General features: G+C 36.1%; 21 protein-coding genes and 1 riboswitch. Of the genes, 16 read left to right on the forward strand and 5 right to left on the reverse strand.

Features of this window, described 5'->3' with window-relative positions; genetic code table 11:
• Positions 1-14 precede the first annotated feature (14 nt).
• Complete coding sequence (locus tag HOY35_RS10925; RefSeq protein WP_172213625.1) at positions 15-890, reverse strand: Cof-type HAD-IIB family hydrolase; 876 nt, start codon at positions 888-890, stop codon at positions 15-17.
• 340 nt (positions 891-1,230) lie between these two features.
• Between HOY35_RS10925 and hemW the strand changes: the two genes are divergently transcribed.
• The 11 genes from hemW (at position 1,231) to HOY35_RS10980 (ending at position 12,330) form a co-directional block, all read left to right on the forward strand.
• The gene (gene hemW / locus HOY35_RS10930) at positions 1,231-2,412 is read left to right on the forward strand and encodes a radical SAM family heme chaperone HemW (protein ID WP_216656375.1); all 1,182 of its coding nucleotides are present in this window, start codon (positions 1,231-1,233) and stop codon (positions 2,410-2,412) included.
• Between the two features lie 20 nt (positions 2,413-2,432).
• On the forward strand, positions 2,433-2,861 hold the full coding sequence (locus HOY35_RS10935; RefSeq protein WP_172213623.1) for a hypothetical protein: 429 nt from the start codon (positions 2,433-2,435) through the stop codon (positions 2,859-2,861).
• Between the two features lie 372 nt (positions 2,862-3,233).
• Positions 3,234-5,276, forward strand: a complete 2,043-nt coding sequence (locus HOY35_RS10940; RefSeq protein WP_172213621.1) for a BglG family transcription antiterminator — start codon at positions 3,234-3,236, stop codon at positions 5,274-5,276.
• Positions 5,277-5,287: 11 nt separating this feature from the next.
• Positions 5,288-5,923 carry a bifunctional 4-hydroxy-2-oxoglutarate aldolase/2-dehydro-3-deoxy-phosphogluconate aldolase gene (locus tag HOY35_RS10945; protein WP_172213619.1) on the forward strand — a complete coding sequence of 212 codons (636 nt, stop codon included), beginning with the start codon at positions 5,288-5,290 and terminating at the stop codon, positions 5,921-5,923.
• Positions 5,920-6,378: a PTS sugar transporter subunit IIA gene (locus HOY35_RS10950; protein ID WP_172213617.1), complete on the forward strand. Its 459-nt coding sequence runs from the start codon at positions 5,920-5,922 to the stop codon at positions 6,376-6,378. Before HOY35_RS10945 ends, HOY35_RS10950 begins: the two co-directional genes overlap by 4 nt.
• A gap of 16 nt (positions 6,379-6,394) precedes the next feature.
• Complete coding sequence (locus HOY35_RS10955) at positions 6,395-6,676, forward strand: PTS sugar transporter subunit IIB (protein ID WP_172213615.1); 282 nt, start codon at positions 6,395-6,397, stop codon at positions 6,674-6,676.
• Positions 6,677-6,699: 23 nt separating this feature from the next.
• Positions 6,700-8,061 carry a PTS galactitol transporter subunit IIC gene (locus tag HOY35_RS10960; protein WP_172213613.1) on the forward strand — a complete coding sequence of 454 codons (1,362 nt, stop codon included), beginning with the start codon at positions 6,700-6,702 and terminating at the stop codon, positions 8,059-8,061.
• A 17-nt stretch (positions 8,062-8,078) separates the two neighbouring features.
• Positions 8,079-9,224, forward strand: a complete 1,146-nt coding sequence (gene dgoD, locus HOY35_RS10965; RefSeq protein ID WP_172213611.1) for a galactonate dehydratase — start codon at positions 8,079-8,081, stop codon at positions 9,222-9,224.
• A gap of 15 nt (positions 9,225-9,239) precedes the next feature.
• Positions 9,240-9,686: a hypothetical protein gene (locus HOY35_RS10970; protein ID WP_172213609.1), complete on the forward strand. Its 447-nt coding sequence runs from the start codon at positions 9,240-9,242 to the stop codon at positions 9,684-9,686.
• 50 nt (positions 9,687-9,736) lie between these two features.
• Entirely contained in the window at positions 9,737-10,273 is a 537-nt protein-coding gene (locus HOY35_RS10975) for a histidine phosphatase family protein (RefSeq protein WP_172213607.1), read from the forward strand.
• A gap of 194 nt (positions 10,274-10,467) precedes the next feature.
• A complete protein-coding gene (locus HOY35_RS10980) occupies positions 10,468-12,330 on the forward strand; it encodes a M66 family metalloprotease (RefSeq protein WP_172213605.1) in 1,863 nt (620 codons plus the stop codon).
• Positions 12,331-12,732: 402 nt separating this feature from the next.
• On the opposite strand, the gene HOY35_RS10985 is transcribed toward HOY35_RS10980, so the two are convergent.
• Positions 12,733-12,960 (reverse strand): helix-turn-helix domain-containing protein, encoded by a 228-nt coding sequence (locus tag HOY35_RS10985; protein ID WP_349627510.1) that lies wholly within the window; start codon positions 12,958-12,960, stop codon positions 12,733-12,735.
• A gap of 175 nt (positions 12,961-13,135) precedes the next feature.
• Between HOY35_RS10985 and HOY35_RS10990 the strand changes: the two genes are divergently transcribed.
• Both HOY35_RS10990 and HOY35_RS10995 read left to right on the forward strand, forming a co-directional pair.
• Positions 13,136-13,747, forward strand: coding sequence for a nitroreductase family protein (locus tag HOY35_RS10990; protein WP_172213603.1), 612 nt, complete (start codon positions 13,136-13,138; stop codon positions 13,745-13,747).
• Between the two features lie 120 nt (positions 13,748-13,867).
• The gene (locus HOY35_RS10995; RefSeq protein WP_172213601.1) at positions 13,868-15,529 is read left to right on the forward strand and encodes a ParB-like protein; all 1,662 of its coding nucleotides are present in this window, start codon (positions 13,868-13,870) and stop codon (positions 15,527-15,529) included.
• Positions 15,530-15,685: 156 nt separating this feature from the next.
• Here HOY35_RS10995 and rpmG read toward each other — a convergent pair whose 3' ends face one another.
• From rpmG to thiT, 3 genes are all read right to left on the reverse strand, one after another.
• On the reverse strand, positions 15,686-15,835 hold the full coding sequence (gene rpmG / locus HOY35_RS11000; RefSeq protein WP_003135293.1) for a 50S ribosomal protein L33: 150 nt from the start codon (positions 15,833-15,835) through the stop codon (positions 15,686-15,688).
• 25 nt (positions 15,836-15,860) lie between these two features.
• Entirely contained in the window at positions 15,861-16,031 is a 171-nt protein-coding gene (gene rpmF, locus HOY35_RS11005) for a 50S ribosomal protein L32 (protein WP_172213599.1), read from the reverse strand.
• A gap of 519 nt (positions 16,032-16,550) precedes the next feature.
• Positions 16,551-17,099 carry an energy-coupled thiamine transporter ThiT gene (gene thiT, locus HOY35_RS11010; RefSeq protein WP_216656374.1) on the reverse strand — a complete coding sequence of 183 codons (549 nt, stop codon included), beginning with the start codon at positions 17,097-17,099 and terminating at the stop codon, positions 16,551-16,553.
• Positions 17,100-17,174: 75 nt separating this feature from the next.
• Positions 17,175-17,273: riboswitch (TPP riboswitch) on the reverse strand.
• Positions 17,274-17,467: 194 nt separating this feature from the next.
• Between thiT and HOY35_RS11015 the strand changes: the two genes are divergently transcribed.
• The 3 genes from HOY35_RS11015 (at position 17,468) to HOY35_RS11025 (ending at position 21,535) form a co-directional block, all read left to right on the forward strand.
• A complete protein-coding gene (locus HOY35_RS11015; protein WP_172213597.1) occupies positions 17,468-18,331 on the forward strand; it encodes a methylenetetrahydrofolate reductase in 864 nt (287 codons plus the stop codon).
• Between the two features lie 114 nt (positions 18,332-18,445).
• Entirely contained in the window at positions 18,446-19,117 is a 672-nt protein-coding gene (locus HOY35_RS11020) for a vitamin B12 dependent-methionine synthase activation domain-containing protein (RefSeq protein WP_172213595.1), read from the forward strand.
• A 21-nt stretch (positions 19,118-19,138) separates the two neighbouring features.
• Positions 19,139-21,535 carry a homocysteine S-methyltransferase family protein gene (locus tag HOY35_RS11025; RefSeq protein WP_172213593.1) on the forward strand — a complete coding sequence of 799 codons (2,397 nt, stop codon included), beginning with the start codon at positions 19,139-19,141 and terminating at the stop codon, positions 21,533-21,535.
• The last annotated feature ends 56 nt before the right edge of the window (positions 21,536-21,591 follow it).

Genomic DNA, 21,591 nt, shown 5'->3' on the forward strand with positions numbered 1-21,591 from the left:
TAGTTTAGTGCTGTTTAAGCTGTCCAGTTCTTATTTAAAATATTGGTAATGGCATGAGCGACACCACTTTCAACATTGGAAATGGTATGATAGTTTGCGATTGCTTTGACGCCAGCTTCGGCATTTCCCATTGCTACACCAATCCCTGCTGATTTCAGCATACTAACATCATTATAATTATCTCCAAAGGCGGCAACATTTTTCATCGGAATCTCCAATTTATCAGCTACTCTTTTCAAAGTAATCCCTTTTTGTGCTTGAAAGTGATTGACTTCGATATTATTAGCACCAGATGAGGTAATAAAAAGACCATCGATTTTTTCAAGCTCTTCTTTTGCGTAGCTTAATTTATCTTGATTAATGTCACCCATTGCAAAAATTTTAACCACCTTTTGATTTTCATTACTTAAAATGGTGTCGAATTGTTTAATATAGTTAATTGGTAAGAGATCTAAATGTGAATTAATAATTTTTTTGGCTTCTTCAAGCTCTAGGTTTGGCGAGGTGCTCATCAGCCATTTGCCGAAATGAGCAGCGCGTGTTGCCTCACTTTCTGAATAACCGCCCTGGTTGGTTAATAGCTCAAAGTAAATATTATATTTTCTAAGGATTGACATTGCCTGAAAGGTTTTCGGATGTTCAATTTCTAATGAGTAAATGTTATTACCATCCTGATCAAATATTTGTGCGCCGTTTGATGTGATATAATTGCATTTGATACCGGCTTTAGCGACGGTTGGCTCAGCTTCGGCAAAGGAGCGCCCAGTTGCGACTAGGAATTTAATACCCTCTGCTTGGGCAGCCTTAATCATTTCAGCATTTTTTGCAGAAATGTTCATTTGGTCATCAAGCAATGTACCATCCATGTCGGATGCGATTAACTGAATCATGTTTTAAGAATCCTCCTAGATTAAATTTAAATGTTAATATGGCTTAATTTGATAGCTGCAAATACTAAATAAAGCATGAGCTTGTCGTAGCCTGTTAAGTCATTTAAGATAGTTTATATTATACTATATCAAGTGTATCATTTTTATGGTGTGATAAGAAAGCGTTTAAAATTAATTCGTCTAATTAATTTTATGTTAGATATCTATTGCCTAATTAATACTTTAAAGTGCCAATAGATTCATTGGCTGTAGTATAATAGGATATAATTATGATTTAGTATCAGCTTTAATGCTTTAGTATTCGTTTAATTATCAGAGCAATGATATAAGGAGCTTTATCTTGCAAAATAAGATTCAAAAAATAGCTAAAATAGTTCAAAAGCCTAGTTCAACTTATATTCATATCCCTTTTTGTTCACAAATTTGTTTTTATTGTGATTTTAGTAAGGTGCTGATAGATTATCAACCAGTTGACGCTTATATTACCGCTATATTAAAGGAAATTGAGCAGGCCAAGCCTGAGGCACAGAGGACAATCTATATTGGCGGTGGAACACCAACGGCGATCAGCCCACAGCAATTGAGACGACTTCTTGAGGGAATTGAAGCGAGAATCGATATGTCATCGGTCATTGAATATACGATTGAGGCTAATCCAAATGATTTGACTGAAGAAATTGTTGCGGTAATTGCCGATTCTAAAATTAATCGAGTATCAATCGGTGTTCAGACCTTTAATTCAAGACTCTTAAAGAAAATAGGGCGTAATCATACACCTCAGGACATTTCGACAGGGATTCAGCGTTTACGTGAAGCGGAGATTCACAACTTATCAATTGATTTAATCTATGCTTTGCCCGGTCAGACAATTGATGATTTAAGGCAAACGCTGGCAAGTGCTTTGGCACTTGAGTTACCACATTACTCGATTTATTCATTAATTTTGGAAAATCAGACAGTATTCATGAATCAGCTGAGGCGTGGTAAGTTAAACCTACCAGATAATGAAGTAGAGTATGAGATGTATCAAATCATCAGAAAGGCTCTGAGAAATCAAGGCTTTAAGCATTATGAGGTTTCCAATTTTGGTCAAAGGGGCTATGAGTCTCAGCATAATTTGGTTTACTGGAACAATCAGTCTTATTATGGCTTTGGCGCAGGTGCTTCAGGCTATGTTGATGGGATTCGCTATAAAAATCATGGTCCAATTCAACATTATCTAAAGGGGATTGCGCAAAAACAGCCTCGAGTGAGTGAAGAAAAATTAACAATTCGTGAAATAATTGAAGAGGAGCTTTTTTTAGGGCTAAGGAAGGCTGAAGGTATCTCCATTGAGCAATTTAACGCACAGTTTCCTTTTGATTTTCAACAGCTATATGGTGTAACGGTAGAAAATCTATTAGAAAAAGATTTAGTAAAAATTGAAGAACAGCGCCTCAAAATGACAGCTTTAGGCTTGAATCAAGGTAATGATGTTTTTGAGGCTTTTTTAATAGAAGGTGAGCTGCCGAAAATCGATTAATAAACCAGAAAGGTGAATTTATGATTATTATAAAAATTTCAAAAAAAGTAGCAACAAAAATTGGACTTAATTATGCTGAGCTAGAGCCTTTTTCCGAGCAATCTGAGGGTGCCTTTATCATGGATGTAGATGAGCTACCAAAGCAATTATTAAATTTTTATTATATGAATCAGGTTGATCATTTAATTTTGTCTTATCCAATTAAGCCAATGCTGGATGGAATTGTACCGGATTTCGTCTTTGGACCTTCAATTATTGGTAATATCAAAAAAGGCTTATTTTTTGATAATATTCCCTATTCTGATGAGGTCAGAAAGGCATTGGATGTTGAAAGCACGCAATATCAATTTGCTAAAGCGAGTGAGGCTGATTTGTCAATGTTACATGAAACCTATCGTCATGAGCGCCGTTTAATTGAAGGTGAAATTAATCGCCGTGTGAATTTATAAGTTATTTTAATTATTAATAAAAGAAAAATAAAGCAAGGTGTTGATTATCGCCTTGCTTTTTGCCATTGCCACTTACCTCCCGAAAATTGCTTACAATTTGAGGCGGTCATTGAAGCTAGCTTATTAAAAAAGCTGAAATGGCTTGGTCTGACAACTGCGAACGGTAGGTGGAATTTGAAAGTGTCGTTTTTTGACACGTCAAATTTTGACTCGGGAGCATGTTGTCAAGTCTTTGAAGCTAGCTTAGTGACCAAGATGCCATAGATTGCAAGGTATGACAATCTTCTTTTTCTAGTTGAACAAAATGCGTACAGAAAGCGCATACAAAAATTTAGTGATTAGGCTTAGAATAAATATGTCAGGAGGGAAAATATGAATGAACGGATCCGAACAATTCTCGCATTACTGATAAAAAAACCGGAAATCAAATTAACTGAGCTTGCGGCAAGGTTAAAACTAACCAAACGACAAATTAATTATGCGATTACCCAATTTAATGAGGAGCTGATAGCAAAAAATCTGCCAATTATTGAGCGTAATAACAATGGTATCTTTTTTATGCCATTAGAGGTGATGCAATTATTTACGAATAATCAAAGTCTTGCGACTGACGAGCTGTCAGCTGTTTATTCTGATAATGAGAGGACAGCACTTATTTTATTGAGATTGATTGATGGTGAAGATTACATGAGTATGGATCATTTTATTGATGATTTAAAGGTAAGTAAGACAACTGTCATGGAGGATTTGAAACGAACAAAATGGTTAGCAGAAAAATATGATTTAACCATTCAATATGATCGCTTTTCAGGTTATCAGTTGTGTGGCTCGGAGAATCGAGTTCTTCAGCTTCTTTCAGATTTGGTTAAGCAATATTTAGTTGCTCGAAAATCGGCAATTGCCTCAAAATTAAGCATTGCTACAAGCGAGGAAGATATTTTACAAATTATTAACAGTATGGAGCAAATGCTTCATTTAGACTATTCAGATGAGTCCATTGACTATTTACAGGTGCTGATTGGTTTGATTGTAGATAGAGCATTAAAATTTCCTAGTCGTGAGCCCTTTTTCGAAGGCAATATTAAAAATACACCAGAATATCGTATTTTAAAGATATTAATTCCGGAAAAGGGCTGGCAGCTTTCTGATGATTATTTAGAGTGGCTAAGCTTAATATTTTTAAGCTCTAATATTTTTGAAAAAAAAACAAGGCAAGATTATGATTCTGATGCTGAGCTACAGGCATTAATTTCAGAAATGGTTGAAAATTTTCAAAATCAAACTCTGATTATGATTGATGATAAGGAAAATTTTGAACGCAGAATTCTTAGTCATCTTAGACCAGCCTGCTTTAGAATCCAATACGGCTTGAGCTTAGGAATATATTCATTTGAAAATTTAGCTCATGATAGTAATCACACCATTTTAAACGATTTGTTGAAGGAGTTAATTATTCCGATTGAAAATTGGATTGGGAAAGCATTCCCCAATGATGAATTGAGCCTATTATCATATTACTTTGGGTACCAATTATCAGCTAATTCTAATCAGTTGTTAAAGCAAAAGCCTAAAGCAGTGGTTGTTTGTAGAAATGGTGTCATGGTTTCAAAATTGATGCGAGAAAATTTAAAAAAGCTATTTCCAGAAATTCATTTTTTGGTTTCGTTTTCGGCAAGAGATTTTTATAAATTTGGACGGGACTATGATCTTGTTTTTACAACAACACCATTAGATACAGCAGTGGCACAATACATTGTCGATCCGATTATGTCTTATAATCAGCAAATTAATTTAAGATATCGCGTCTTGAATGATTTAGGTATCAATAAGGTAGATCAGGCTGCTGATGAATTGATTAATATTATTAAGCAGTACGCTTCAATTGAACAATATTCAGCATTGAAAAATGCAATTCAAATGTTTTTAGTAAGCGAAGAAAACGATGTTTCCTTTGATAACTTTGTGACATTACCTAGTTTAACGGATTATCTCAAGCCGACCTTTATTAAAATAAATCAAGAGGAGCTGGATTGGGAAAAGGCTTTACAAATTGCGTGTCAGCCATTGCTTGCAAATCAAATTGTGAATAATGATTATTTCGTTGATTGTATGGCACAAATGCAGGCAAAAGATTATTCTAGCTACCTAGGGCTTGATATCTGCATTCCTCACACAACAGTCGAGCACGGTATTTTGAAGGATGGTGTCAGTATCTTAATTTCAAAAACACCAATCCGATTGCCTGATGGTCATCAGGTTCACTTTATTATCCCATTAGCTTTTTTTGACTTGACTAAGCATTTGAGAGCCATTAATCAAATTGCTGATATTAGTAATGATCATCAATTTTTAGAAACATTACTGAATACAGAGGATGAAAAAACAATTTATCAATTAATTAGAGAATTTACATAGGAGGTAGGCAAATGAATAGGATGCAATATCCTAAATTTACGATTATTATGCGTGGCTATACATTTCAAGAGGCAGATACAATTTTACAGGCTTTGGAAGGCTTTGAGGATCAATTTGCTGTAGAGGTAACCTTAAATACGAATGGTGCACTGTCACAGATTGAAAAATTAAATAGAAGCTATGGTAGTCGCATTTTAATTGGTGCTGGTACGGTTAGAACCTTAAAAGACGCTCAAAATGCTTATGAAGCGGGCGCTCGTTTTCTTTTAGCACCACATCGTTTGACTAAAGAAGTGATTGACTTCGCAAAAGCTAAAGGCTTAATAGTTGTACCGGCTGCAATGACGCCATCAGAAATTAATGAAATGTTTGAATATGGGGCAGATATTGTCAAGATTTTTCCTGCCAATGCAGTTTCGCCTAAATTTTTTAAGGATGTGCAGGCACCGTTAGGACAATTGCCATTGATGGCTGTCGGTGGCATTAACGAACGTAATGTTCAAGCCTTCTTTGATAATGGTGCTTCGTTTGTTGGTGTTGGCTCAGGCATGTTTGATAGTACAGACATAAAGAGTTGTTCAATATTAGGACTTAGAAAATCAATAGCTCGTTTCATCCAAAAGGTTAGTGAGGAGGCTGCTCAATGAAGTTAGAATTAGATGAAAAATTAGTTTTTCGAGATGTCAAAGCATCAACCAATCAAGAAATCATTCAATTTTTAGCCGAAAAGCTATACGAAAATAATTATGTCAATGAGGATTATATCGCTACAATTCAGGCACGTGAAGCGGAATATCCGACGGGCTTACCCTCCACACCGCCCGGAATTGCTATCCCGCACGCCAATTTTGAAATGGTGAGGAAAACCACTTTAGCCATTGCAACGCTTGAAAATAGCGTTCAATTTCAAAGTATGGATGATAAGAGTGTTCAACTACCCATTCAAATTGTTATTATGATGGCGATTGGAGAGCCCCACGGACAAGTGGAGATGCTACAAAAAGTTGTGAGTATTATTCAAGATGAGCCACTGAGAGCACAAATGATTGCCGCCAAAACAGATCAAGAGCTTTTAAATTTATTAGAAAAAGCAGTTGCATAGTAGAAAGGATAAAATAATGAAAAGAATTTTAGTAGCCTGTGGTAATGGTATTGCAACATCAACAGTTGTTGCGACAAAAGTTAGAAATTTTTTAGCTGAAAAAGGGGTGCAAGCCGAAACGACACAAACTAAGCTAATGGAAGTGCCTGGGAAGGTTCAGGGCTATGATTTATTGATTACAACAGGTCAATTTGAAGGACAAACTGGTGATGTACCTGTTGTTAAAGGCATGCCAATCCTAACAGGTATTGGTGCAGAGCAAACAATGTTAGAAATCTTGCAAGTAGTTAAGGATTAATTTTTTAGGGGAGGAAAACAAAAATGAAATATGTTATGAATGTTTTTAACTTTTTTATTGATGCTGGTCCTACTGTTATGCTGCCAGTTATTATTACAATAATTGGTCTCATTTTTGGTCTGAAAGTTACTAAGGCTTTTAAATCCGGACTAACCTTGGGAATTGGTTTCGCTGGGATTAAACTAATTTTGGATTTTATGACAACTAATGTGGGTCCTGCAGCTAAGGCGATGGTTGATAGAACAGGTGTTAAGCTAGATGCTTTAGATGTCGGTTGGGGTTCAATTGCAGCTGTCACTTGGGCCTCACCAATTATTGCTATTTTAATTTTTGCAATACTAATTGTTAATATCGTTCTTTTAATTTTAAAGAAAACGCAGACGCTCGACGTTGATATTTGGAATTATCATCATATGGCAATTGTTGGTGTTATGGTATTTTTTGTTACAAAAAATGTTTTTTTAGGCGTCGGTGCATCTGTCGTCATGGCAATTATTACCTTTAAGATGTCTGATTGGTCACAACCTCTGGTAGAGGATTTTTTCGGAATTCCGGGTGTTTCATTACCAACAGTTTCGGCATTATCATCACTTGTGATTGCTTGGCCATTAAACTGGCTGTTAGATCGCGTGCCATTTTTTAGAAATTCTAAGTTTACAATCAAGGATGCTCAAAAATATCTCGGTTTTTTTGGCGACTCAATGATTATGGGCTTGGTTATTGGTATGGTCATTGGTTTCTTAGCAGGCTATGACATCAAAGCAATTTTGCAATTAGGTGTTAGTATGTCAGCAGTCTTGGTTTTAATCCCGAAAATGACCTCACTGTTTATGGAAGGCTTAATGCCAATTTCAGATGCTGCACAGTCATGGTCACAGGAGAAATTTAAGGGTAGACGTTTATTTATCGGACTTGATGCTGCAGTTGTTGTTGGTAATCCAGATGTTATTACCACGGCGTTAATAATTATCCCTTTGACAATTGCGATGGCTTTAGTCTTACCAGGTAATCGCGTGCTTCCTTTTGCAGATTTAGCAGTTGTACCCTTCCGTGTTGCGATGGTTGTTGCCTTAACTCGCGGTAATTTAATTAAAAATATTATTATTGGCTTAGTGGTTACGGCTTCTCTACTATGGTGTGGGACAGCAACAGCACCTATTTTAACCTCAATTGCTAAATCGGTCGGAATCGAGCTTGGTGCAAATGCGATGCTCATTTCATCATTTGCGGCAACAGCAATGATTCAAAGCTACATTGTATTTATAGCCTTTACTTATAATCCATTAATTGGCATTCCAGTTTTACTGATTGGGTTTGCAGGAATTTGGTATTTCTTTGAAGGCATTAAAAAAATTAATATAGAGCAACAGATTCAAGAAGCATAAGTATAGGAGGCAATATTTTGAAAATTTCAAATATCACTGTATACAAAGTCAAACCTCGCTGGGTTTTTATCAAAATTTCTACAGATGAAGGCATTGATGGCTGGGGTGAAATGATTTCTGGAACAAAGACGGAAACGGTTGTCGCAGGTGCTTATGAGCTAGGCAATCGGATCTTAGGTCGCAATCCTTTTGAAATTGAGCGAATTTTTCAAGAGCTACATCGCTCTTTTTTCCGAGGTGGTCCAATTAATGGCACAATCGTTTCAGGAATTGAAATGGCATTGTGGGATATTAAAGGTAAAGCCTTTAATGTGCCAGTTTATGAATTATTAGGAGGCGCTGCGAGGGATAAAATCAAGGTTTATTCTTGGATTGGTGGTGATCGCCCCTCTGATGTTGTTGAGCAGGCACAGGATCGTTTTGATCGAGGCTTCACTGCTGTAAAAATGAATGCGACTGAAGAATTACATTATATTGATTCTTATGAGAAGGTGGATGAAGTAGTCGAACGTGTTGCCTCAATTCGTGAGCGTTTTGGTCACAAAATGCAAATTGGCGTTGATTTTCACGGTCGTGTGCATAAGCCAATGGCTAAAGTCTTAGCTAAAGCCTTAGAACCATACAATTTAATGTTTTTAGAAGAAGTCGTTTTACCAGAAAATGAAGAGTGCTTCAAGGAAGTCGCAGATGTCATTGCAACGCCATTGGCAACTGGTGAACGCTTATATACGAGATGGCAGTTTAAAAATATTTTTAAGCAAGGCGCGATCAGTATTATTCAACCAGATGTTGCACTCTGTGGTGGTATTTTAGAAACACGTAAGATTGCAGCCATGGCTGAAGCATATGACATGGCGGTAGCTCCACACGCTCCTTATGGTCCGATTGCTTTAGCAGCAACCTTACAGGTAGATTCATGTACTCCAAACGTCTTTATTCAAGAGCAAAGCTTGGGCATTCATTATAATAAAGGGTTTGATTTATTGGATTTTGTTAAAAATAAAGACATATTCCAATATCATGATGGTTTTGTTGATTTACCAAGTAAGCCCGGCTTAGGTTTAGAGATGGATGAAGAGCGAATTAAAGAAATTGCCCAAGAAGGCTTGATATGGACTAATCCATCGTGGAAGAATTATGACGGTACAATTGCCGAATGGTAAAATAAGGAGGACGAAATGGCTGAGACTATTGTAATTGGTATATTTTTAATTTTGTTGATTATTTTGCAAATTAAGGAACGCCGAGAAATTATTATCTACGCAAAAACGAGCAGGATTAAACGGCTACTTGCAGTAGTTTTAGCTATTGCGCTCTTAGTTATTTTTTGGCCTGCAAGCTTAGTATTACAATTGAGGCTAGTTATTGTTGCCTTAATGATTGTTTCTGTTGCCTTTATTAAAGAGGGCTTATCAAAAAAGCAGCTTATCAAGATTGGCTTGCTAAATGGTGAATTATCTAAATTTCAATTGATTCAAATTGAAAAGCAGGGCTCAAATAATAGCTTTGTTACTTTTTATAAAAATAAAAGCACGTCCTTTTCAATGTTTTTTGATGAGTCACCTAAAATGTTACAATCCTATTTTATCAAAAATCATTTAAAGGTGGTATTATTGGAAAAATAGCGCTTTAAGATTGAACTTGTCCAAAAGCATAAACTGTTAGGGGGATATTAATGCTTTATGTTGCACGTCATGGTCAGACACAATGGAATATTCAAGGTAGAATTTGTGGTCATGCAGATGTTGAATTAACAGCTGCGGGTATTGAGCAGGCTAAAAGATTAGCTGAACTTGTCAATGATTTGCCAGAGCGGGTCACACATATTTTGACATCACCTTTAAATAGGGCTATTAATACGGCTGCGATTATTGCCGAGAAAAATGAGGCTTCTGTCAGAATCGAGCCAAGGTTGATTGAAATGGATTTTGGTATTTTTGATGGTAGATTAATTAATGATTCCGCTTTTCAAAAGGCACGCCGAGAATTCTCGATGCCATTTACTGATGGCGAGTCGATACTTGATGTGGCTGGTAGGATTTATCCATTGTTGGATAGCTTGTCGAGTAAACCCAATCAAACCTACTTACTTGTTTGTCACAATGCCTTAATTCGTGTGATTGATAATTATTTTAATGGTAAAGTAATGAATGCCTTTTTAAATTATAATGTAGATAACACCGTACTGCTTCAATATGATTTTTCCAGCTAAATAGCTTCAAAATTTAAATCACCTACAGCTAGTTCCTTTAGTCTATGGGTGATTTTTTAATTAATGTCATAAATAATGAAGGAAATGCATTTTGATTTAAATAATTTTCGCTGATGATAGTATTTTTATTTAATTTACCCTTTATTAATCATGATAAAATAAAAAAATGGGAAATAAATTAAAAAGGAGTATCTATGAAAAATTTTAAAAAAATGATTAAAGTTATATTACTTGGTTTGACATTGTATCTATCAGCTGAGTTATTGACCTCAAATCTTTCAATTATTAGTTCAGAAAGCATGACCTATGCTGCTGAAAAAGAGGCATATACCTGGGAAGAGATTTCCTATAATCCCAAAGATTTTGGTTTTGATGAGGAAAATGCTGATAATGGTCCTACTGAAAATTTTATTAGTATTGAAGGAGCAAAAATTTGGAGCTCTGGCGATTGGAGCGTTTATAATACTGATTTTGGTATTGCTCCGGGCACTAAAGAATATGAAGTGCTTTCTTCTCGAGTAGTGGTGAGTATAGGGGAAATTGCTAAACGGTCAGATGGGAAGGTATTTGTTAAAGCTAGATATTCTTATGAACTGTCAGGTATCGGTGGTCCTGAAGTTTTTTGGATAGAAAAAGAATCAATAATGCCGGTAGATGGACCTGATGATACCTATCAAGCATTAAGCATATCAGAAAAAGAAATGAGTAATTCGTACACTGCGACAGCTTTTGCTGAGGGATATCCAATTCATCTTTTTTATGCAAATTCTAAAATAGATCTGCCGCATCAAAAAATAGGACAAAGGCAAGGTAGCTATCTATATGATGTTATAGGAAAAGTAACGGCAGCCCAACAGAGTAACAGAACCGGGATTATTTATTATAAATTAGAATTTATTTATAATAAAGGTTTGCGTGTGTCAAATTTTAGAAGCTATGATGTATGGCAATTACTCAATGGTGAAAGTGAAGAATTAACCTCTGTTTGGGTAGCCAAGGAATCGCTATCTGAAATTAAGTGGAAAAATATTACTGAGGCTAATACCTTTGAAAGTGATTATCCTTATAATCATTCTATTTTGGCTGTTGTTGGTGCCGAACCATCAAAGCCTAAGCAGCCATATCGCTATAAGACGGTAATATCGCCCGATTCAGAAACATCGCCAATCTTTTTTCCGACATCAGAACAAGAAATTAGCCCTACTGAAAGCTCAGCACTCACTACTGGACAAACGCTTGCGGCATTGGGATACAGTCAAGGTGCGACAGTTTGGGTAAAATCAGAATTTAAAGCTGAGCTCCAAAGCAGAATTGCACATAGTGATATTTACAAAAATGAGTATTTACTTGACGCGGGTGATTCTACTTTTTCTAAAGTTTCCTTTGGTGATGGCAAATGGTATTGGACAAGTAATCAATTCTTACTGGATGATTTATCTAATTCTACAGTATTATTATTTCAAAATGGCGCGGTAAACCCTTCTTTAGGAAAGCCTCTTTATCAACTTATTCGTAATTCAATGAATACTGAGGGTCAGATAGTTTATCAAATTGATGATTCCCTTGCGACTACCGACGCGGAACGTCAAAAATTTGCTGCTGTGGTGGCACAGGCCGCAGAGGGCTGGAATAATGCTCTAGGTGAAACAGTTATTATAAAAGCTGAGAATAATAATAGTCCAAGTCTTAAAATTACGCTTCAAGCAGGCGGAGGGAATGCAGCAAGTGCTGGCGCTATGGGAATAGATATTGATGGCTTAAATCAAAATCAAGAACGCTTAAAAAGAATTATTCAGCATGAATTTGGGCATACCTTAGGACTTGATCATACGGGTGGTGTTGGTAACTACCCATATATATTAGGCAATTCTAGTGATGTGATGTGGGACACCATATATACCATAAATGGTATCCCAAATGGTGATTCTCAAAGTATTTTTTCTCAAAATCATATTCAAACAGTTAAATTGATTCGGAAGAATGGTAACTTCTATAATCCAATATTAACTGTCAATAGAGGCTATTCGATTGATGATCCTCAAGCTATTAATGAATAATTGTACAAGAGTAATATTATACTAGAAGTAATTTAAAAATATAGTAAATCGAAGTGCTTTTGGGTATTCGGAGTATTTGGTAGCAAATCTTATCAGAGCAAGTGAGTAGTCATAATAGTGCTACTCACTTTTTGTTGTTCTCCAATAATTGCTATTTTAGAGCGCTTAAAGTACAGAGAGCCTATCAGAGAAGAATACAACAAGAATACTATACGCCCATGGTGTCAAGAAGGTAGGCAATCAAAAATATTATCAATTGTTTGCGTAGTTTACTAAATCTGATGAACTTAACATTGAAGAAGGCAACCTGTTTAGTTTTTTATGAAAGCTAAAAAGTTAGCTCCGAGCCCTCTTAATGATTTTTACTAATGAAATAAATGTATTTATAATGGATTTCCGTTATTATAAATTAATTTTCCCCCAATTATTTAAGAAAAATAAGATAGGTACTAATTCTTTACCTTTTTCTGTAATCGAATATTCTACTTTAGGTGGTATTTCATTAAAATCTGTTCTTTTTATTAAATCAACCTCAATCATAGTCTCTAAGCAGCGAGTAAGCATCACGTTAGTTATTCCGTCTACTTCTCTTTTTAATTGATTAAATCGGATTGGATTGTGTTGCGAAATTACTCATAATATTTTTAACCGCCATTTTCCACCTAAAATATTCATGACTTTAGATACGCCACATTCAGCTTTAATCATTGCTTTCCTCCAAACTTACAGTAACAAAAAAGTGCGTACTTTATTTTTATATACCTAACATTATACTATATATAAAAATAGAAAAGAGATGTTATAAATGAATTATTTAGATTTTTTGAATGCCCGAGTATCTGTCAGAAATTTCGATTCGGATTATGTTATTGATGCATCGATTATTAAGGAAATAGTAAAAAATGCTGCTAATGCACCCTCCAGTAATAATTTTCAACCATGGAAAGTTATTGCAATAGTTAATAAGGAAAAGCAAGCAAAATTAAGGGAATTTGCTTTTGGGCAAAGACAGGTTGAAACTGCTTCTGTCGTTTTTGTAATATTTGGAGATTTAGAATTATATAATGTAGATAAAATTATGAATTTTAATTTAAATAAAGGCATTATAAATTTAAGTGATCTTGAGAGTAAATCTCATAGAGTACAAGCATATTTAAAAATGCATCCAGAGGATGCCAGCATAGAAGGATTAAAGTTTGATTTAGGGCTGTTTTCGATGAATTTGATGCATGCTGTCCGAGCATTTGGCTATGATTCAGTACCGATGAGGGGAGTAGATTTCAAAAGCGTTATGGATTATTTAAATATACCTAACCACTATGAGCCAATGCTCTTATTACCTGTTGGTAAAGCTAGCAAAGCTGGTAATCCCCATATCCGCTATGAGCTCAGTGAATTTTTCCAGATAATAACGTAACTATTATAAAGGATTGATTATATAAAACGCTCATTTTTACAATAAATTTACATATTTTTTCTCTAATTTACATATAATTTCGTTATCCTAAAGATTGTATTATTTACTCTAGGAGGTTGCATGAAAAAGATTAAGTTTAAGCAATTTTTAGGAATACTGTTATTAATAATAACCACATCAATTGTTTCAATCCACGGCGAAGTAAAGTCAGAAACACGCTACGACATACCGATTTCTGATATTCAGCCTACTCAAGCAAGTGTTGGAAAAGCACAAATCGCAGCTAAAATTTTGGGTTATTTAGACGAGACACAAACGAGCCTGACCGAAGATTATTTCAAGGATTTTAATGATGATAATGGCTATAGTAAGGGTAATTATTTGGTAAATGGACAGGCACTAAAGGATAAAACGCTCTATTCTAGTGCCAGTATTCGCCAAAGCATACCAAATGCCGAGGTGCTTGGAGGCAATCTACCCAAGGTGCCTGTTATCCTCGGTCCAAATGGTAAGCTTTATGCAACAGATGGTCATCATGGTAGCACAACCTATCTATATATTTTTAATCAGTACGGACTTGGCAGCGATCAAATAAATGTTGAAGTCATTGCTGATTATAGTAGTTTAACGACTGAAGCTTTTTATCAAACACTTATTAATAATAATCAGTTCTTTTCAAAAGCTTTCAATGTAAACAGCGGTAAGTATGAAGCGTTTGATTTATCAAAAATAGCAACTAGTATGATTCCTAGCCAATTTGCAAACGATCCTTTTCGCAGTCTTGCTTATTTTTGGCGAAAAAGTGCAATTGATAAGGATTTAGTTTCGGTCAATTTTGCCGAATTTTACCTAGGTGAATTTTTAACTGAAACGGGTGAATTTCAAAAGCTAAGCTTTGAAACAGCTGATGACTATATAGCTGCATTTAATAAAGGGAACGAAATTCTTGAAAAATTAATTAACGGTGATACAGTCTATACCAATCTTTTTGATCAGGTGATCACTCAAAAATATCATATTTCTAGTGCTGAATTAGGTGTGCAATCGGCTTTTGATGCTTCTAAGACAGCTGCGCAAAAAGAAAAACTGGTCAATTCACTTAGCTTATTATTTAATTTACCGAGCCTATTAGCTTCAAACACCGAGCTTTTTCCAGTGACAGAAGTAATCGACACAGCTAATCTAACAGCAGCAATCGCTGATTTTCAAAGGCTAAATTCAACAATATATAATGAACAAAGCTATCAATCAGTTGCTAATCTTATTGTTCAAGCACAAAGCCTACTCAATGATTCAACTGCTACACAGGCTTCAATTGATGAATTAACGACAAAAATTCAAGAGGCAATGGCTGCTTTAAGTCTTGCTCAAGTACCATTAAATACCGCACAATTTTCAATCTTAGCGGCTCAATTTGAACAATTAATTCAAGAAAATTATGATTCAGCGAGCTACCAAGAAATTGTTGAGCTAATTTCAAAAATTAAGTCATGGATTCAGCAGCAGGGGACCCAAGAAGGCTTGGATCAAATGACCGAACAATTAAGTAATAAGATTAATAATTTAAAAATAATTACACCGAAATCAACTATAGAAAATGCTCAATCTATAGAAAAATCCAATGATAACGTCAAAATACCTAGTGAAAATACAAGTGATTCGCCCCCAAAATTGCCAATCACTGGCTCAACCGCTCAAAATTCGATTTTTACTAGCTTGGGAATACTCTTGATTACAGGTGTGTTGTCACTCACTTATTTTAAAAATAAAGAAATGCGATAAAATACGGCAGCTGCTAGGAAATATTCTAACAGCTGTCGTTTATATTTAATTATACTATTGACTACTTTATTAAAAAGCACAAAAAAGACACCTAATTCGGTGTCTGAATATCTACTAATTTTTTCTAATCAAATAACTAGAGAAAAAAAGTAAAGCTTATTTTACTTCTTTAAAAATTACGTGTTTACGTAATTTTGGTGAATATTTTTTTAATTCCAAACGATCTGGGTTGTTACGTTTGTTCTTTTGAGTAAGATATAAACGTTCACCAGATTCTTTGTGCTCTAATGTAATATTAACACGCATGTTCTTGCCTCCCGATTATAATTGATTAGTCTTTAGTTACTTTGCGTCCTTTGTAATAGCCTTTTAAGGATACACGATGAGAACGGTGGTAGTCGCCAGTTGTTTCGTCAAAAGAAACAGTTGGTGCAGTTAAATTATAATGCGTACGGCGTTTGTTTTTCTTCGCTTTAGAAGTTTTACGAGCTGGTACAGCCATGGATAAAATCCCTCTTTTCTGATAATATTTTCCGATTTTCACAGATACTTGAATAGTTTATCATGATTTTAAATAGGTTTCAAGCGTTTTGTAAAGTATTTTTGCTTTACGCTAAAAAGCTGAAACGACCGCTTAACACCGTACAAATTTAGGAAAAAGGCGTAAGCGAGCTTCAGCTCGTGCGCACTTTTTATCTAATTTGCTAGGTGTTGGTCGTTGAAGCTAGATTGTCTAAAAAGCGTTCAACCGCATTCAGCGCCGTACAAATTTAGGAAAAACTTGATGAAACGCTCTTTACTTTAACTTGACTTTCTCTAATTTGCTAGGTGTTGCGTTTGAAAAGCAGGATTACAAAAAAGCATCCAACCACGTTCAGTGCATTAAGCGTCCTGACGTATCCAGATACCTTGTAAGCTTAAAATTATTTTTTCACCAACTCTGCTGGGTGTTATCGCTAAAGTCCATTTCAATACTCTAGAAAAATTTTCTAGCATTCAAGCGTTATAAAATGCTTCTAGCTTAGGGATTGAGTAGCTTAGGCGCCTTTTTGACCAAAATAACAAGAATAATGCTGATTAGGACTGCGTTGGCTAAGGCACTTGTGCCATTCATAACGAATGAATACCAATATGGACTCATCCCCTTAGGTGCGTAGCTGCCCCAGAAGATAACACCAGCGAGAAAATGCCAAAACCAGCGCGCAATGACACCAGTAAACACTGAAGCAATAAGCCATGGCACATTATTTCTTTTTGTTTTGACTTGATGGGCAAAGATACCAACCAGTCCTCCGAAGGCAAAGGCAATTGGGTATTCAATGATTACTTGGATGGCTGTTAGAATAAATGCTTTACCACTAATAATTGAGAGTAAGCCCCAAATGAACCCAGCTGTCATGGCAGGTAGAAAGCCTCGGCGAAAGGCTAAAATTGCAAGTGGAATCAAGCCAAGTGAAATATCAATTGCGGCATTGGCTGTCTGTACTGGAATGTAGCTAAGCGCAAAGGCAACAGCGGCAATTACCGCGATTTCAACTAAGGTTGTGATGCTGTGCTTTGAATTGGACAAAATAAAAACCTCCTGTTTTTTGGACAAGAGGGACTGTTATCAATGTTTAAAGAACGATTAAAGCTTATTTCACCCTAATCATTCTAATCACATCCCTACGCTCGTCTTAACGAGATCAGGTTTTGAGGGTCTAGACCGAAGCCATTCTCAACAAAAGTTCCCCTTGTGTTATATTATTTCCTCACTAGCATAACGATATAAGACTTTATTGTCAAGATAAAACGGTCAAACCTCAACATATAAATTAAAACTATAGCTAAGGATAAAAAGATAGAATTATTTTTGCTGATAAATCAATGATAAAATTAGCTTGATTTAAACTGAAAGCAGATTTTGTTATAAATAATATATATAGGGGCGAAATAATAATGAAAATTAATGAGATTTATCAAAAGGCGAGGCAAGAAAAACGACCGGTTATTTCTTTAGAAATATTTCCACCAAAACAACAAAATGGAATAGAGACCATTTTTCAAACAATTGATCAATTAACTGCCAAGCCTGATTATATTAGTGTTACCTATGGTGCTGCAGGTAGTCTGACGAGTTCAAATAAAACATTAGAAATTGCTAAAAGAATTAAAACAGATTATGGTATTGAAGCCTTGCACCATCTAACCTCCATTATGAATAGCCGGCATGAGATTGATCACATTGTTGCAGAAATAAAATTAGCAGGAATTGAAAATATTCTTGCATTACGTGGTGATATTCCAAAGGGTGTGACTCATTTTCCAAATGATTTTATTTATGCCAAGGAATTGATTGAGGAAATCAAACAAATTGGTGACTTTTCAATTGGTGCAGCCTGTTATCCCGAAGGTCATATTGATGAAAAGGCCAATCGTGAAAATATCCAGCATCTATTGGAGAAAGAGCAGGCGGGTGCAGATTTCTTTATTTCACAATTATTTTTTGATAACCAAGCCTTTTATGATTTACTAGATGCTCGCCGCAAAGCACGGATTACTGCTCCGATTGCAGCAGGAATTATGCCGATTATGACTGTTTCACAAGTTGAAAAAATGATTTACTTTGGTGCCAGCTTACCAGTAGAGCTGATTAAAATTATTCACCGTTATCAAGATTCACCAGAGGATTTGCAAAAGGCAGGATTAGAATTTGCATTTAAGCAAATTGATGAGCTGATCGAAAATGGCGTTTCTGGGGTTCATGTTTATACAATGAATCGGCCAATTATTGCCAATGCGATTATGGATCGATATAAATAAGCGTCTAGAAAAGAGATAGGCTGGCGTCCTTTAATACGGTATAATAACAACATATCTAAAAAGTATCAGCTAGTGCTTGACACTGGCTTTTCATTTATTAAAAGGGGGGGAGAAATGCAATATTTACCAATGGTAAAAGGTGAGGTGCTTCGCTATTTAGGCTATAGACGAAAGCAGGAATTAACCTCAGAGCTTTCGGAGATTGTTGATGGGCTAATGCAGGAGGTTCAAGAAACGTCTAAGGCTAGATATACTTATCAGGTTTTTGATTTAATAGCTGAACCAGAAAATGAAGTGATTAATATTGTTGGTACTGATTTTATCATACCAGGTAAAAATGCCTACAATCATTTGAAAAATGCCGAAAAGATTGTATTATATGCTGGCACACTTGGCTTAGAAATAGAACGAAAAACGCGTATTTATGAGACAATTGATTTGACAAAAGGTTTTATTTTAGATGCTTGTGCAGTTGAATATATTGAAAAAGTGCTGGATTTAGCAGAAGTTGACGTGAGTCTTCATTATCCTGATTATTATTTAAATCGCCGATTTTCACCCGGTTACGGTGATGTGCCCTTATCAATTCAAGCCGACTTTATACAGGTGAGCGGTGCCGATAAAAAACTTGGCTTGACCTTAACGGATCATTATTTAATGATACCTAGAAAAAGTGTGACTGCTTTTGCAGGCCTATTTAAAAACGCACAGCTTGCCCGTCCAAAATGGAAATGTCCTGCTGATATGACTGAAGAAATGGTAAAAGCTGCTAGAATGAAGCGATAGATTGTTTGAGTGGAGGGGAAAATGACAATATTAGAAGCACTACAAGTCAAGCAATTATTAGTTGATGGTGCGATGGGTACCCAATTACAGGCGAGAGGCTTACCAATTGGGGAGCACCCAGAGTATTTTAATTTATCACATCCGGAGATTGTCAAGGCAATTCATCAGGATTACATCTTGGCTGGAGCAGATATTATTACAACTAATACGTTTCAAGCAAATCGGACAAAATTAAAAGCTGATGAAATTAAACCAATTATTGAAAAAGCGATTCAAATTGCAAAATCTACTAATCCTAAGTATGTCGCCTATGATATGGGTCCAATTGGTCAGCTCTTACAGCCAATGGGCACCTTGTCTTTTGAGTCCGCCTATGATTATTTTAAAGAACAGGCGATTATAGCGGAGCAGGCCGGTGCAGACTTGATTATCTTTGAAACAATGTCTGATTTGTTGGAAGCGAAGATTGGTGTCCTTGCTGTTAAGGAAAATACGAATTTACCTTTGTTTGTAACAATGACCTATCAGGCGGATGGTCGAACCTTTGTTGGTACCAATCCCAAAACAGCGACCTTGACTCTGCAAAATCTAGGGGTTGATGTAATTGGTGTCAACTGCTCGTTAGGTCCGAAAGAGCTGGCGCCTGTGGTTAGTGAAATTTTAACCTATGCGCAAGTGCCGGTCATGGTTCAGGCTAATGCTGGTTTACCCGAAATGGTTGATGGTGAAAGTGTTTATCGGATAACAGCTGATGAATATGTTAATTATTCTAAAACGCTCTTAAAGCAAGGTGTGCGTGTGATTGGTGGCTGCTGTGGGACAACACCAGCCTTTATTCGCAAATTACGCCGAGCAGTAGATCAACAACCACTTATTAGAACGAAGCCTCATAGCTTGACGGCGGTTACTAGTGGCATAGAGACGGTTGAGCTTGGTCAAGGTCTTTCATTGATAGGTGAGAGAATTAATCCAACAGGTAAAGCTCAGCTTAAGCAGGCTTTGCGGAATAATGATTTGGCTTATTTATTAAAGGAGGCTGTTCTACAAGCTGAGGCGGGTGCTGATATTTTAGATGTGAATGTCGGATTGCCAGAGATTGATGAGCCTAAAATGATGGTGGAAGCGATTAAACAAATTCAAAGCTTAATAAATTGTCCTTTACAAATCGATAGTTCACAAGTCAAGGCACTTGAAAGTGGCGCACGTTATTATAACGGTATACCGTTAATTAATTCTGTTAATGGTAAGCAGAAAAGTTTAGATCAGGTATTACCAATTGTAGCGAAATATGGTGCGGTCGTTTTGGGGCTCTGTATAGATGAGACGGGTATTCCTGAAACAGCTGAACAACGTTTTGAAATTGCTCAAAAAATTGTCCTAGAGGCGAAAAAGTATGGCATTTCAAGCGAGCGCGTAATGATTGATCCGCTTGTTTTAACCGCCTCTGCACAGCAAGCACAGGTAGAAGTTACCTTGGAAACCATTCGCTTAGTAAAGGCTAGGCTAGGTTGCAAAACAGCGGTTGGTCTCTCAAATATTTCATTTGGCTTACCGAATCGTGACCTGCTGAACGGCACTTTTCTAGCTGCTGCGGTGGGGGCAGGCTTAGATGCGCCAATTATGAATCCATTATCTGATTATATGATGCGAATTGTGAAGGCGCTCAAAGTGATTTCAATGCAGGATATTAATGCAACAGCTTATATTGAGAGTGAGCAGGATAGTCAAATTACGACTACCCAGTCAACCAAACTAGCGCAGCAGAAAGAAGTTGAAGCTATTTTGGACTTAAAAGAGATGATTGTTAAAGGGCGTAAGGAACTGACAGCTAAGGAAACGGCTAGCTTGTTAGAGAGATTAACACCCTTAGAGGTAGTTGACAGTTACTTTATTCCTGCGTTAAATATTGTTGGACAAAAATTTGAAGCAGGAGAGTTGTTTTTACCGCAATTAATGCAATCGGCTGAGGCAACCAAAAATGCCCAAGTCGTCTTGAAAGCTAAAATGGATCAACAAGGGCAGATTGCGGTATCCAAGGGGAAAATATTATTATGTACAGTTGAAGGTGACATTCATGACATTGGGAAAAATATTGTAAAAATGATTTTAGAAAATTATGGCTTTGAGGTAATTGATCTAGGCAAGGACGTACCAGTTGAAACTGTTGTTAAGACGGTGATCAACGAGGATATTCAATTAATTGGTTTATCTGCCTTGATGACCACAACCGTGCAAAATATGAAGCAGACAATTGCAGCAGTTCGAGCGAGTGGGCATAAGGCTCAATTTATGGTAGGTGGTGCTGTTCTTAACGAGGAATATCGCGAATTCGTTGACGCAGAATATTATGCGAAGGATGCAATGGCAAGTGTGGCGATTGCGAATCAGTTTTTTGCCAATCAAAAAGCGCAGGATTGATTAATCGGTATTTTTGATTATAAATTATTAATAATAAATATAGCTTTGAAAGGAAT

The organism is Enterococcus sp. MMGLQ5-1 (assembly GCF_013155265.1).
Classification (GTDB): domain Bacteria; phylum Bacillota; class Bacilli; order Lactobacillales; family Streptococcaceae; genus MMGLQ5-1.